General features: G+C 35.2%; 12 protein-coding genes and 1 pseudogene. All 13 read left to right on the top strand.

All coding sequences use genetic code 11. The features are described 5' to 3' along the window. The first annotated feature begins 9 nt into the window (after positions 1–9). The 13 genes and pseudogenes from NST63_RS25545 to NST63_RS25485 all read left to right on the top strand — a co-directional run bounded on the left by NST63_RS25545 (position 10) and on the right by NST63_RS25485 (position 14695). Complete coding sequence (locus NST63_RS25545; protein WP_212945034.1) at positions 10–1383, top strand: PTS transporter subunit EIIC; 1374 nt, start codon at positions 10–12, stop codon at positions 1381–1383. 185 nt (positions 1384–1568) lie between these two features. Then, a complete protein-coding gene (locus tag NST63_RS25540; RefSeq protein WP_341044239.1) occupies positions 1569–2645 on the top strand; it encodes a DUF871 domain-containing protein in 1077 nt (358 codons plus the stop codon). A 39-nt stretch (positions 2646–2684) separates the two neighbouring features. Then, positions 2685–3587 carry a BadF/BadG/BcrA/BcrD ATPase family protein gene (locus tag NST63_RS25535; protein WP_341044046.1) on the top strand — a complete coding sequence of 301 codons (903 nt, stop codon included), beginning with the start codon at positions 2685–2687 and terminating at the stop codon, positions 3585–3587. A gap of 34 nt (positions 3588–3621) precedes the next feature. Further along, a pseudogene (anmK, locus tag NST63_RS25530) lies at positions 3622–4788 on the top strand (anhydro-N-acetylmuramic acid kinase AnmK). A gap of 134 nt (positions 4789–4922) precedes the next feature. Continuing rightward, positions 4923–6467: a glycoside hydrolase family 10 protein gene (locus NST63_RS25525; RefSeq protein ID WP_212945036.1), complete on the top strand. Its 1545-nt coding sequence runs from the start codon at positions 4923–4925 to the stop codon at positions 6465–6467. Positions 6468–6879: 412 nt separating this feature from the next. Further along, a complete protein-coding gene (locus NST63_RS25520) occupies positions 6880–8145 on the top strand; it encodes an ABC transporter substrate-binding protein (RefSeq protein WP_212945037.1) in 1266 nt (421 codons plus the stop codon). Between the two features lie 76 nt (positions 8146–8221). After that, the gene (locus NST63_RS25515; protein WP_212945038.1) at positions 8222–9175 is read left to right on the top strand and encodes a carbohydrate ABC transporter permease; all 954 of its coding nucleotides are present in this window, start codon (positions 8222–8224) and stop codon (positions 9173–9175) included. A 13-nt stretch (positions 9176–9188) separates the two neighbouring features. Next, complete coding sequence (locus NST63_RS25510) at positions 9189–10010, top strand: carbohydrate ABC transporter permease (protein ID WP_058005728.1); 822 nt, start codon at positions 9189–9191, stop codon at positions 10008–10010. Beyond that, on the top strand, positions 10007–10771 hold the full coding sequence (locus NST63_RS25505) for an HAD family hydrolase (protein ID WP_341044045.1): 765 nt from the start codon (positions 10007–10009) through the stop codon (positions 10769–10771). Before NST63_RS25510 ends, NST63_RS25505 begins: the two co-directional genes overlap by 4 nt. Positions 10772–11002: 231 nt before the next feature. Then, positions 11003–11962: a GNAT family N-acetyltransferase gene (locus NST63_RS25500; RefSeq protein WP_341044044.1), complete on the top strand. Its 960-nt coding sequence runs from the start codon at positions 11003–11005 to the stop codon at positions 11960–11962. 56 nt (positions 11963–12018) lie between these two features. Further along, entirely contained in the window at positions 12019–12948 is a 930-nt protein-coding gene (murQ, locus tag NST63_RS25495) for an N-acetylmuramic acid 6-phosphate etherase (protein WP_071977488.1), read from the top strand. Then, positions 12938–13975 (top strand): serine hydrolase domain-containing protein, encoded by a 1038-nt coding sequence (locus NST63_RS25490; protein WP_212945041.1) that lies wholly within the window; start codon positions 12938–12940, stop codon positions 13973–13975. Before murQ ends, NST63_RS25490 begins: the two co-directional genes overlap by 11 nt. Before the next feature lie 18 nt (positions 13976–13993). Then, positions 13994–14695, top strand: coding sequence for a PIG-L deacetylase family protein (locus tag NST63_RS25485; RefSeq protein WP_212945042.1), 702 nt, complete (start codon positions 13994–13996; stop codon positions 14693–14695). The last annotated feature ends 1 nt before the right edge of the window (position 14696 follow it).

The raw sequence follows: 14696 nt of genomic DNA, 5'->3' as shown, positions 1-14696 counted from the left end.
GGAGAAATGATGAAAAAAGAACAAGCAATAGCTGAAGGTATTTTAGAGCATATTGGTGGAAAAGAAAATATTAGACAACTTGCCCACTGTATGACACGTGTTAGACTAAAGTTAAAGGATCAAAACAAAGTGAATATCGACCAATTAAAAAAGGTCGATGGGGTTATGGGCGTAATTGATGATGAAACACTGCAGATCGTTGTTGGGCCTGGGACAGTAAATAAGGTTTCAGATGTTTTAAGTAATATGACAGGGTTAAAAGTTGGAGAGGCAGCAGAATCTGGTGATTTGTCCTTTGAAGAAAAAGCCCAGTTAAAAAAAGCAAACATGAAGAAAAAAAATAATACGCCTTTTAAAAACTTTCTAAGAAGTATAGGAAACATCTTCATTCCGCTTATTCCTGGTTTAGTTGCATCCGGTTTAATCAATGGAGCAGCGAATTTTGCAAAAAATGCTGGAGTAGACCCAGAATTGACTTGGATGAAGATTCTTCTTCTACTTGGTGGATGTATCTTTACTTATTTAGGTGTCTTGGTTGGATGGAATACAGCAAAGGAATTTGGTGGAACACCAGTACTTGGTGCGATTGCAGGGATGTTCTTATTTAATCCAGGCTTAGCTGATATTCATATTTTTGGAGACGCTCTCATTCCAGGGCGAGGTGGCCTATTCGGTGTTATTTTTGCTGCGTGGTTAATGGTTGTTGTAGAAAAGCAAGTAAGGAAAATCATGCCAAACTCAATTGATATTATCTTTACACCACTTGTTACCATTTTGATTGTTGCTATTTTATCTTTATTTATTGTAATGCCTGTTGCAGGACTTTTATCTGATGGAATCACAAGTGGTATTAATGCAATCTTAGATTTCGGTGGTGTAGTTGCAGGAGCGTTATTAGCAGGATTTTTCCTACCACTCGTTATGGTTGGGTTACATCAAGGTCTCACACCTATACATGTTGAGTTGATGAATCAGCTTGGAAATACACCGCTTTTACCAATACTAGCAATGGCAGGAGCGGGGCAAGTTGGTGCAGCAATTGCTATATTTGTAAAAACGAAGAATAAAAGATTACGAAACATTATTAAAGGTGGACTTCCTGCTGGTTTCCTAGGAATTGGTGAGCCACTTTTATATGGGGTAACAGTTCCACTTGGAAGGCCATTTATTACTGCATGTTTAGGTGCAGCAGTTGGTGGAGCCTTTCAGGCAGTAGTTAAAACTGCAGCTACTAGTATTGGGGTTTCTGGTCTGTCACTCACAATGCTCATTGCGGATAATAAATATTTATTATATTTAATAGGAATTATTATTGCTTACGCATTTGGCTTTTTATTCACTTATTTATTTGGATTTAAAGAGGAAATGGCGGAAGATATTTAATAATAAAAAGGGAGGACGATCCTCCCTTTTATTATTATAGGCCGTACTTGTCTAGTTTGCTGCTTTTGAAATGGGCTCAGCGTTCTTATGAAGATTCTCAGTCTTCAACTTTTTAATTTGTGAAAGCTTAACTAAAATAGAGATAACGTTTGAGCATAGAGCCTAATTATAAGATGAATCGAGGAGTGATTGCTTTGCTAGGAATATCCGTATATTTATCAGAGCCAATTAGTGGACAAAGGGAGTATATTGAAAGGGTATCAAAAAGAGGATTTAAATCAATTTTTACATCACTACATATTCCAGAGGATAATCCAAATCTATTTAAAGATAGACTAATGGAACTTGGAACCATTGCACGAAATAATGATATGGAACTAATTGCTGACATCTCACCGAAGTCACTACATTATTTAGGTTATTCATGGGAAACAGCGGATCAACTATTATCATGGGGACTAACAGGTCTTCGTATTGATTATGGTGTTAGTGAGGATAGGATTGCTAAGCTATCTCATAAATTAAAGATTGCTCTAAATGCTAGTACGTTAAATCAAAGCGCATTAGAAAAATTAAAGTCATTTAGTTTAAATTTATCCTCAACAGAGGCTTGGCATAATTTTTATCCTCGTCCTGAAACAGGTCTTGGGCGTGAGGATTTCCAAGTGAAAAATAAATGGTTAGCATCTGAAGGAATAAAAACGATGGCGTTTATTCCCGGAGATAGGAAACTCCGCGCCCCGCTTTTTGAAGGACTCCCAACATTAGAGGATCATAGAAAAGTATCTCCATTTACTGCTTTTTGTGATTTACATTTTAAGGAAGGAGTTAATAAAATATTAGTAGGCGATGTACAGCTAAGCGATGAGACTCTTGAACAGTTCTATTCTTTCATAAACGAAGACTGCTTTTTGTTAAGAGCAAGGGCGTTTACCGAGGACAAAGAACTTATTGCAATAATGGAGAATGCTCAAACCAATCGATTAGACTCAGCAAGGGATTGTATTCGTTCAATGGAATCTAGGGAATATGGATTAATTGGAAAAAGACCAGTTGAGCCTGAACATATGATTGAACGCAGGATGGGCTCAATTACAGTAGATAATAGCAATTATGGCCGTTATCAAGGAGAAATACAAATTACAAAAACGAATTTAGCTGCTAATGAAAAGGTAAATGTGATTGGCGAGGTAATCGATGAGGATAAAAACCTCCTTAAGTTTATTAGTGGTGGAGGTAAATTTAAAATAAAATGGGTTTAAATCCAAAATTCAAAGAGGATAACAATAGGGGGGAAGCTGATGTCATATATTATCGGTATTGATGCAGGTGGGACAAAGACTAAAGCACTTATACTAACAGAAAATAGAGAGAGTGTGTTTGAGGTGGATTCTGGATATGGAAATCCGAATATTGATTTTGAAGCTGCCGTATCCAATATTTTAGATGTTCTAAATGCGTGTTTAGAGAGCCCTTATGGTCCGCAATGTAAACAAGTTGTTGCAGGAATTGCTGGTATTGAAGCTGGGGAGAATCGCCAAAAAATAAATCAATATCTTAAACAAACAACAGCTCTACCTATTATTCTTGTCAACGATGCTGTCCTCGCATACCATTCTATTTTTGAATTAAATGATGGCGTCCTTACAATTGCAGGTACAGGTTCTATTTCATATGGAAGGAATGGAGAAAAAGAGGAATATGCAGGTGGGTGGGGACATCTATTGGGGGATGAAGGAAGTTCATATGATATCGCTATTCAAGCCTGTAAACAAATAATAGGGGAAAAGGAAACGGGAATAAAATATTCTCCATTATCTTTATCGATTTTAAATCATCTAAGCATGAGGGATGCAAATGAATTAAAGGGATTTATTTATCAAACAACAAAAGGAGAAATTGCCTCTCTTTCATATATTGTTTATCTTCAAGCGAAAGAAGGAAGTCAAGAAGCAAAGGAAATATTTCGTAAAGCAGGTACGGAACTAGGTAACCAAACAATAAGGCTTATAAAAAAATTAGGCCTGGAAAATCCTGTGTCAATTGGATGCAAAGGTAGTTTGCTCGAAAAAAACATCTTTGTACAACAAGCTTTTCAACAAACGATATCAAAAGAGCTACTGTCTAGTGTTTTTTTAGAATCGGATTGTCTACCGGCCACTGGTGCGCTTGCTATTTCTGAAATATATAAATTGAATCGATGAAAGAAAAAGTGGGGTGGTCAAACTGGAAAAATTAATAGTCGGACTTATGTCTGGAACTTCTATTGATGGTATTGATGCGGCAATTGTTCGGATAAATGAATGGGGATTAAGGACCAAAGCAGAACTTATTCATTTTATTAGTGTTCCTTTTTCAGAGGAGATGCAGCAGGAAATTTTACAATGTATGAATGTAGAAGAGTCAAATATTGCAAGGATTACGAGTATGAATTTCAAGCTAGGAAAGCTTTTCGCAAATGCAGTTAAACAAGTTTGTAAAGAAGCGGATATCCCTTTGAATCAAATTCATGCTATTGGCTCACATGGGCAAACGGTCTTTCACATCCCACAAGGAACTGACAACCTCGTTCAATCAACTCTACAAATTGGAGAACCTTCTGTTATCGCCTATGAAACAGGAGTAACAGTTATTTCTAATTTTCGATCAATGGATATAGCAGCTGGGGGGGAGGGAGCACCACTTGTACCTTATACTGACTACTTAATTTATTAAAGTGATTATAAAGGGAGAGCATTGCAAAATATTGGTGGTATAGGGAATGTCACAGTCCTGCCAAAAGGTGGGGAAATCAAGGATCTTTTTGCATTTGATACGGGCCCAGGAAATATGATTATTGATGAAGTATGTAAAAAAAGACTAGGTTTGGCATATGATCGTGATGGAAATTGGGCTGCAAAGGGAAGGGTTCATAAGGAGCTAGTTGCTGCATGGCTGAGAAATCCTTATTTTCACAAACAGCCGCCTAAGTCAACAGGTAGGGAGCTTTTTGGGAATACTTATACGGAAAAAATCCTTAAGAATTATCCCGAGATGTCTGATCAGGATTTGATTGCTACAGTTACATATTATACGGCTTATTCAATATATGATGCATACAAAAAGTTTGTCTTTCCAAAAGTCAAAATTGACGAAATAATTCTAGGTGGTGGCGGTAGCCATAATCGTACTTTAATAAATATGCTTAAAGGACTATTACCAGATTACAAAATTTATACACAAGAGGATCTAGGCTATTCCTCAGATGCTAAAGAAGCAATTGCCTTTGCCATCCTAGCAAATGAAACAATTCATCAGCAATGCTCTAATGTTCCTCAGGCAACGGGTTCGAATAAACAGGTGATTCTTGGTTCTATAACCTTATCACCTACAGTAGATAAAAACTTTATATATAAGGGAGACTAGCTAATTTAAATAAACTAATTATTCGAACTACTGTGCTAAATTACCCGGTTTGATTAAATCTATGAATCTTTTGTTCTATCATTCTCCAAATATTGCTATAATCTTCCTTAAATGGACATATAAATAATAGGAGGATGATGATGAAAAAAAGTGGATTTGCTTTAGTTGCAACAATATTGCTAGTTGCCTTATTTCCATCTAAAAGCATCGATGCAAAAGAGGTAATTTTACCAAAAAGAGAATTCAGGGCTGTGTGGATTGCCACTGTAAACAATATCGATTGGCCGTCCAAAAAAGGATTATCGATAAAAAAACAAAAAGAAGAATATATGAAATTACTAAATGATGTAAAGGACATGGGCATGAATGCAGTGATTGTACAAATAAAACCAACTGCTGACGCCTTTTATCCTTCTAATTATGGTCCTTGGTCTGAGTATCTTACTGGTACGCAAGGGAAGAACCCTGGCTATAACCCATTAGAATTTATGATTCAAGAAGCACATAAACGGAATTTAGAATTTCATGCATGGTTTAATCCTTACCGAATTACAATGAACCACAAAGATATAAAGAAACTGCCTAAAGATCATCCAGCTAGAAAGCATCCTGACTGGGTTTTAAGTTATGGAAAACAATTATACTATGATCCAGGTATACCTGAAGTTCAGGATTTCATCGTCGATGGCATCATGGAAGTCGTCAAAAATTATGATATTGATGGTGTCCATATGGATGATTATTTTTACCCTTATAAAATAGCTGGTGTAGAATTTCCAGATAGCCGCAGCTATAAAAGCTATGGTTCAAAGCAATTTACTAATAAAGGTGACTGGAGAAGAGACAATGTAAATAAATTAGTTGCAAAAATTAACACTTCTATTAAAAATGAAAAATCATATGTGAAATTTGGAATCAGTCCATTCGGTGTATGGAGAAATATAGCGGATGACCCGTCAGGATCTAATACAAAAGCTGGACAAACGAATTATGATGATTTATATGCGGATACAAGGCAATGGATTCAAAATGGAAGTCTGGATTATATTAATCCACAAATTTATTGGAGCATCGGGTATAAACCTGCTTCGTTTGATGTGTTAAATGCCTGGTGGAGAAAAGAAATTGCCGGAAAACCAATCCATTTATACATTGGTCAGGCTGCCTATAAGATAAATAATAATTCAGATCCAGCCTGGTCTAATTCGCAGGAATACTCAAAACAAATTAACTTGATGAGGAACTATAATGATATACATGGTAGCGTTCATTTTAGTTTAAAGAATTTAATTCGAAATCCACTTGGGATCAAAAATCGCCTAATGAATGATCTATATAAATCTCCAGCGCTCATTCCAACGATGCCATGGTTGGACGATACTGCTCCAAAAATGCCAAAGCTTCGGAATGGAGTTCATCAACGAAGTGGTGTTCAACTGACTGTAGAAGATCAAAAGGAAAACGATACTGCCTATTATGCTGTATATCGATTTGATGGGAAACAAAAAGGAAGTATAAATAGTTCTAAATATTTGCTAATGACAGTTCGAAAAACATCCGAAATCCAAGTAATCTTGGATAAAACGGCTAAGCTCAATAAAACTTATACTTATGTTGTTACCGCACTAGACCGTTTGCATAATGAAAGTGTGGAAAGCAATACAATCACTGTAAAATAATTTCTGACAGTGAATAAAGGCAGTATGAACCTCAGTTCATACTGCCTACTCTTTTTTATCAGAGGAAAATTACCTTGTGACTGAAATATTATTTTATTTTTATAATAAAAATATCGAAACATTAATATTATATATTAGCACTTTAAGAGTTGAAAAAATTAAACATCACACCTAACATTCTTCTAATCATTTATCTCCTTTCGTAGATCACAAGCTAACAAGAATAAGTGCTTATCATCTTCAATCATTCCTTAGAAAACATTTTCGATGAATTTACTAATGATAAAAGGAGGGTTATTTAACGTCATATATATGTAGTGGACTAATCTCATTCTATTTATTCCCTAATATTAAAATTGCCGACAAAGTATTGTAAAGATTTGAGGCTGGATTATGAAAGGAGACAAAATAGATGAAAAGATACTTAATATATTTCATTACCATTTTATTTGTATCAAGTATTTTTCTTGCAGGCTGTTCCTCTTCGTCATCTGATAGTGAAAAGAAAGTAAATAAGGTTGAATTAACCATTTATAGCTGGAGGCCTGAAGATAAGGAAGCATATGAAAAGTTTATTGATGAATTTGAAAAGGAAAATAGAGGGGTTGAGGTGAATTTTAAACCCTTTAAGTCTACCGAATATGGAACGATTTTAACGAATGCTTTATCCTCTGGAAAAGGTCCAGATATTATTCAGTTAAGACCTTATCAAGGGGCTACAACAATTGCAGATTCAGGATATTTATTACCCTTAGATAATGTGAAAGGGCTTACGGATATTCCTAAGGAATACTTAGACGCAGCTAAAGGAAGTGACGGAAAAGTATATGGTGTACCATTGACACTAAATTCTGCAGTTATTTTTTATAATACACAGTTATTTAAAGAAAATGGGCTAGAGCCTCCAAAAACATGGGACCAACTACTTCAAGTTTCTAAGGAATTTCAAAGTAAAGGTATCGTACCAATTGCCCAGTCAGGTAAAGCCAGTTATCTTCTTTCATTGACCCATAGTGTAATTGGTGCAACAACCTATGATGGTAATCAATTCGTAGAAGAGTTTCTAACAGGCGAAGTAAATTTACATGATCCTAGATTTGTAGAATCTATTAAGCGGATGAAAGAACTTGAACCATTCTTCCCAAAAGATTTTGTCGCGATTGAAGATAAAGATGCACAGGCATTGTTCTATACAGGGAAGGCTGCAATGTATATCAATGGTGACTACCGGTTAGAGTCTTTTGAACAAAATAATCCAGATTTACCAATAGACATTTTACCATCCGTAGCTAATAAAGAAGGTAGCGATACCCCATCAGTTACATGGGTAGATGGATCTTATGGTGTGGTTAAGGCTTCAAAACACCAAAAAGAGGCCCTGAAGTTTATGGAATTTCTAGCATCCAAAAAATTCGGGCAAATGTTTAGTGATGAGCTTAATCGGATGAGTGCGATTCCTGGAGTTACTCCTAAACACCCTCTAGTTAAAAAATTGACTGAGATGAGTGAAAAAAGTAATACACCTTACTTTATGCTTGTGCATTTAGGTGATGGTAGTCCGACAACTAAAACGACTTTTGAAAATGCCCTGCAGGGAATGTATATTGATAAGTTAACCGCTGATGACGTGATTGAAGAGACACAAAAGTCATTAGATAAGTGGTTTAAAAAGCAATAAACACCTTTATTTATATTCAGTTAAGCTGGAATTTTAAGCTTAACTGAATATGGTCCTTAACAAGGGGGGAGAAGTCATGAATGAACAGAAAAAAGATGTGAAATATATGCCCGCAATAAGAAAAGTAAGGAATCCTAGAAAACATCTTGTTCACTTATTTTTAATGCCGGCCCTATTTTTTTATATCGTATTTCAAATATATCCAATCTTGTCTGCCTTCCTAAATAGTTTTTTCTCCTTTAAAGGAATGCATAAGGATTCATTTATAGGGTTAGAAAATTTTGTTCGCCTTTTCACTGAATCCCCTTTTAAAGAAACATTTAATAATGCTTTTTGGCATAATATTATTTTTTTTATTGGGACTGTTTTAACGAAATTAATCGTTGCATTTATATTAGCGTTAATCATTAATAGTAAAATAAAAGGCAAAGAGTTTTTTAAAACGGTATTATTTGTACCGAAACTTTTATCTGTCATTGTAGTCGGCTTTCTATTTAGCTTAATCCTTAATCCGACATATGGTGCACTTAATACATTCTTAAAAATAATAGGTCTAGAGAGTTTAGCACAACCTTGGTTAGGGGATCCCGACACAGCATTATATACAATTATTTTAGTGAATAGTTGGTATGGTTTAGGGTTTGCCATCTTAATATTCCTTGCGGGTCTTCAAGCGATACCTGAGGATATATTTGAGGCAGCGAAAATGGATGGTGCAAAAGGTCTAACCATGATACTGAAGATTACGATACCAATGATCATGCCAGCCATTATGATTGAAACCATTCTTACCTTTATTGGTTCATTTGAGACATTCGAATTAATTTTTGCCATGCAAGGCTCATCAGGCGGCCCTTATTATTCAACAGATGTATTAGCTACCTATTTCTACCGTTTAGCATTCGGAACTGTTGATGGTGGTGAAGCCATTGGTTTAGGATCAGCTTTAGCAGTTGTTTTATTTCTTATTATTGCAGCAGCAACTGCCATCATATTATTCTTCTTCAAAAAGAGGGAATTTGAACAATAAGGGAGGGAAATTGATGATAAAAAGATTTCCACAAACGATTAAGTATACCATTTTATTAATCTTTTCTTTTTTAGCTTTGTATCCAGTTTTCTTGATGATTGTATCTTCCTTTAAATCAAACTTAGAAATATTAACTTCACCGCTAGGGTTACCTAAATCCTTTTCTCTTGAAAATTACTTAACTGTTTGGAATAAAGTGAACTTTAGCGGTTATTTATGGAATAGCATCTATGTTAGTGCACTTTCCATTTTTCTCATCCTTTTTGTATCCTCTTTAGCAGCATATTATTTATCAAGATATGCTTATAAATGGAATACTTACATTCTATTTTTCTTTATGCTTGGTCTAATGCTTCCTATGAAATTGGCTATTCTTCCTCTTTATATGATTATGATGAAATTAAATTTACTGGATTCTCTTTCTTCACTTGTAATTATATATGTTGCTGGTGGGATTCCCTTTGCAGTTTTTGTGTTTTATGGATTTTTTCGTTCGCTACCAAAAGATTTAGACCAGTCGGCACGTCTTGACGGTTGTAATGAATTTCAGGTGTATTACAAGATTATCTTACCGTTAATGAAGCCCCCTTTAGCCATCGTTGGGATTGTTAATTTAATTAGTGTGTGGAATGATTTTTTTTACCCACTAATTTTTATTCATGATGATGATAAAAGTACAATTCCACTAGGAATGTTAACGTTATTTGGTGAATATGATACGGATTGGAACTTACTGTTTTCAGGGCTATCCATATCATCTTTACCCATGATCATAGCTTTTTTGTTTGCTTCTAAACAATTTATTGAAGGACTTACATCGGGGGCGATGAAATGAAAAAATGGCTAACATTTGATTTGGATGGGACAATTATGCAAAATCCATTCGTAAAGTATGTTTTTCCAGAGGTACAGAGGAATATTATAGATAAATGCAGCTATGAATATAATGTTATTCAAGAGCTTTTTAATGAACATTATTTAAGAGTGAAAAATAAAAGAACCGTAGAAGCTTACGACTGGGATGACATCGTTGAACAACATATTAGAAAACAGCAATTAGAGTTACGCATCAATATAGAAGAATTGGTGGAAAAACATTCAACCTTACCAAAAGTTTATCTCTTAGAGGATGAGTCTTTATCTGTTCTTGAATATTTAAAAGAAAGAGGGTACTCATTGGCAGCTGTAACAAATGGCTTTTATAAATATCAATATCCTGTAATGAGGGAATTAGGACTGACTCGCTATTTTGAAAGAATTATTACACCTGATCAAGTAGGGTATGGTAAGCCAGATCATAGAATTCTTCAATCACTTACTAAGGATGGAGAAATCATAGCACATATAGGTGACAGACTGGATGATGATGTTCAATTAGCGAATGCATTTGGGATTTATTCAGTTTTTATTTATCGTCAGCTACCATATCACTTACTTACAATTAAGGCTGACCAAAGAAGTAAGGATGTAGAAATAAAAAAAATCTTAGAATCGAAATGGAAAAGGGAAACACAACATCAATTAAATTCGCTAACTGAATCTGCTATTCCGGATATTATCGTATCTTCACTAAATGAATTAAAAGATATATGGTAACGTTCATTAGTCAGTAAAAATAAAAAAGTGGAATTTTATTTTAAAAATAGTTGAAAAATAATGAATATTAATTATAATTACTATATCAGGAATTATAAATTCTTTAAATAAATGACAGCGCTACCATTATTTAGAGAATTTTATTTTTGGTGTTTCTGAAATAATATTACATGTATTGTGACTGTTTTTTATTATTTTTTTTTACGTACGAAAGAAAAAGGGGTGAAAAACTTGCGCTTAACCAATTGGGATGAGGGGAAACTAAAGGAATTAGTAGATTTATGGAATAAAGAACTCGGTAAGCATTATCCAATGAGGGAAGAGTTATTTAAGCAAAATAGCTTTGATGATAAAAATATTTATTTATCAGGTTCTGCCATCGCTCTTGATAATGATAATAAAATTATAGGATTTGTAGTATCTAAGAAATGGAATGAGGATAATTGCCCTGTTCAATTAAGTAATAGGGTTGGATGGATTCAAATTCTCTTAGTTGCAACAGATCATCGAAATCAGGGGATCGGCCAAAAGTTACTAGAACACGCAGAAAAGGCATTAGCAGTAGCCGGTGTTCAGGAAATATTATTAGGTAGGGACCCATGGCATTATTTCCCTGGAATTCCCTCTGAATGTAAAGCGATTAACCCATGGTTTGAAAAACAAGGATATATAAATAATGGCTATGATTATGATTTAATCTCCCACTATAGTAAAGAATTAACTTCACAAATGCCCATTAAGGATAAAGTAGATTTTACTTTACTTAAAGAAACGGAAAAGGATGAACTATTAAGCTTCTTACATCGATGTTTTCCGGGTAGGTGGGAATATGAGGCCCTCCACTATTTTAATAAAGGTGGAACAGGACGTGAATTTGTAGTCTTGAAAAAGAATAATAGAATCATAGGTTTTTGCCGAGTAAATGACCCCGAATCACCATTTATTGCTCAAAATGTGTACTGGTCACCTCTATTGAATCGAGCATTAGGTGGAATTGGCCCTTTAGGTGTAGATTCTTCGGAAAGAAAGAAAGGTTATGGTATAGCCATCGTCGAAGCTGGAATTGCCGTCCTTCGATCACGTGGGATTAATGATATTGTCATAGATTGGACGGGGTTGGTAGATTTCTATGGGAAACTAGGTTATACCAAATGGAAAAGCTATGCTAAATATAGTAAAAGTTTAGACTAAACCTATTAATAAGTATTCTTATCTTATTTACGTAATGCTTGGAAAGGCGTGTGGAAATGAAAGTAAATCTTTCAACATTAATGACAGAACAAACAAATAATCGATCAAATAATATTGATCAACTTTCGACATTAGAAATTATCGAGCTGATGAATGATGAGGACTACACTGTTGCTGCTTCAGTAAAAAAGGTCCTTCCATTAATATCAGTAGGAATTGAGTTGATCTATACGGCTCTATCAAATGGAGGAAGATTATTTTATATTGGTGCCGGAACGAGCGGAAGAATAGGTGTCCTTGATGCTTCGGAATGTCCACCAACATTTTGCACTCCTCCTGAATTGATACAGGGAATTATAGCAGGCGGCAACACAGCCATGTTTACCGCTGTAGAAGGGGCAGAAGACAATCGAGAGAATGGAGCAAAAGATTTACAAGATAGACAACTAAAAGAAATGGATATAGTAGTCGGAATAGCCGCCAGTGGTCGAACTCCCTATGTTATTGGCGCACTAGAATATGCCAGAAGTATAGGCGCAAAAACCATTGCACTTTCATGTAATGAACAAGCTGAAATTAGTCATTATGCTGATTTGGGTATTGAAGTAATAGTTGGCCCGGAAATATTAACAGGCTCGACTCGCTTAAAATCTGCTACTGCACAAAAAATGGTGTTAAATATGTTTACTACAGCTACGATGATAAAACTTGGCAAAGTATACGGCAATTTGATGGTTGATTTGAATCCAAGTAACATCAAACTCATCGAAAGAGCTAGAAATATTGTGAAAAACATTACAGGAGTTAGCTATACAGAAGCAGCAAACATATTAAATAAGACCGATCAAAAAGTAAAGCCAGCAATCGTTATGCTTCTCGGTGGAGTTTCCTTTGAAAAAGCCAAACATTTACTGGATGTTACAAATGGATTTGTTCATGAGGCAATTGAAAAGGCGAAAGGAGGCACAGTAACCTGTGAAAAATAAGGTGATTCAATTCCTCGAACATGAGATTCTTTTAGGGAATATTCCAGGTGCTGTTATTCAGATTACCCACCAAGGTCAAACGCTTCTACAAGAATCGATAGGAAATCGTGTTTTATATCCAGAGAAAAAGCCTATGCATAATGATACAGTATTTGACCTTGCTTCCTTAACAAAGGTAGTCGCTACATTACCAGCTATATTGAAATTAATAGAAACAGGTACAATCAGACTTGACGACTCAGTTCATTTCTATCTTCCAAATTTCCACATCAAAGAAATCACTTTAAAGCATTTATTAACCCATACATCAGGACTTCCAGCACATCGACCGTTTTACAAAGAAAAGTTAAATAAAGATCAGATAATCGAGAAAATATGTCGAGAACCTTTGACATCAAAAGTTGGTGAAAAGGTAGTATATAGCGATCTTGGACTCATTCTACTATATAAAATAATTGAAATTGTCACAAAAGAAAAATTTGAAGACTTTATTCAAAGGGAGATTTTCAATCCGCTTGAAATGAAAGATACAGGATTTAACCCGAAGCATAATCGTGAGCAATATGCTGAAACAGAGTTTAATGAAACAATTGGTGATTATAAGGCGGGCATTGTTCATGATGAAAACGCAGAAAGTATGGGAGGAATAAGCGGTCATGCTGGTTTATTCTCTACAATTAAAGATTTACGAAATTATGCATTGATGATTGAAAACGAAGGATTGTATAAAGGCAAGCGAATTTTATCAAGTTCAGTTCTTTCATTAGCAAAGCAAAATTTCACTCCATTTGATAAGGAATATAGAGGATTAGGTTGGATGCTAAAGAGTAACACATATTCCTCATGTGGAGATTTGTTTTCCAATAACTCTTATGGACACACGGGTTTTACAGGAACTAGTATTTGGTTTGATCCAGAAATAAAGCTCCATGTCATCTTATTAACCAATCGTGTTCATTTAGGGAGAAAGGATGGCATTATCCGTTTACGTCCTCGCTTACATAATTTGATTCGTTCTTACTTTTAACAATTTGGAGGTATCATTATGCATTTAGTAGTTTTAGGTGCTCATTGTGGTGATGCGGAAATACAGGCTGGAGCGATTGCACATAAATATGCGAAGGCCGGGCATGAGGTAACCTTTGTTCATTTAACCGCAGGTGAAAAAGGAAATCCAGCAAACATCTCAGTAGAAGACTATAGAATACAAAAAATACAAGAGGCCGAAAAAGTCGCTAAAATTCTAGGGGGCAAAAGTATAACTCTAGATTATAAAGATGCAGAATTGACCTGTGATGATGCAACTATTACAAAGGTAGCAACTTTAATGCGAAAGCTTAAACCTAATGTGGTGATTACCCATTGGGTGAATAGTATCCACCCAGACCATGCACTATGTCCCAAAATTGTTCAAGCTGCTCAACTTAAGGCTGGTCTCCCTGGATTTGACTTAGACGGACTGCCACCCCATTATTACGGCTTTTACCATAGTGAAAACTGGGAGGATATGGAGGGATATGAACCAGATGTTTTTATTGATGTATCGGAGGAGTTTGATACATATTTAGAAGCATTGTCCAATTATTGGTTCATTATGAATTCAAAATCCTTTCGTTATTATGATTACTATAAAGCATTAGGCACGGTGAGAGGATGTGTGAATCGAACCCAATATGCACAAACTCTGAAGTTTCCTGTTGGAGCGAATGTAAGAAAGGGGTCTATTATTCCGGGCTTTGAACTATAGA

The sequence above is a fragment of the Heyndrickxia sp. FSL W8-0496 genome (genome assembly GCF_038007825.1).
GTDB classification, from domain to species: domain Bacteria; phylum Bacillota; class Bacilli; order Bacillales; family Bacillaceae_C; genus Heyndrickxia; species Heyndrickxia oleronia.
Note: the sequence above shows the minus strand (reverse complement) of the source record. Positions and strands in the feature narration are given on the sequence as shown.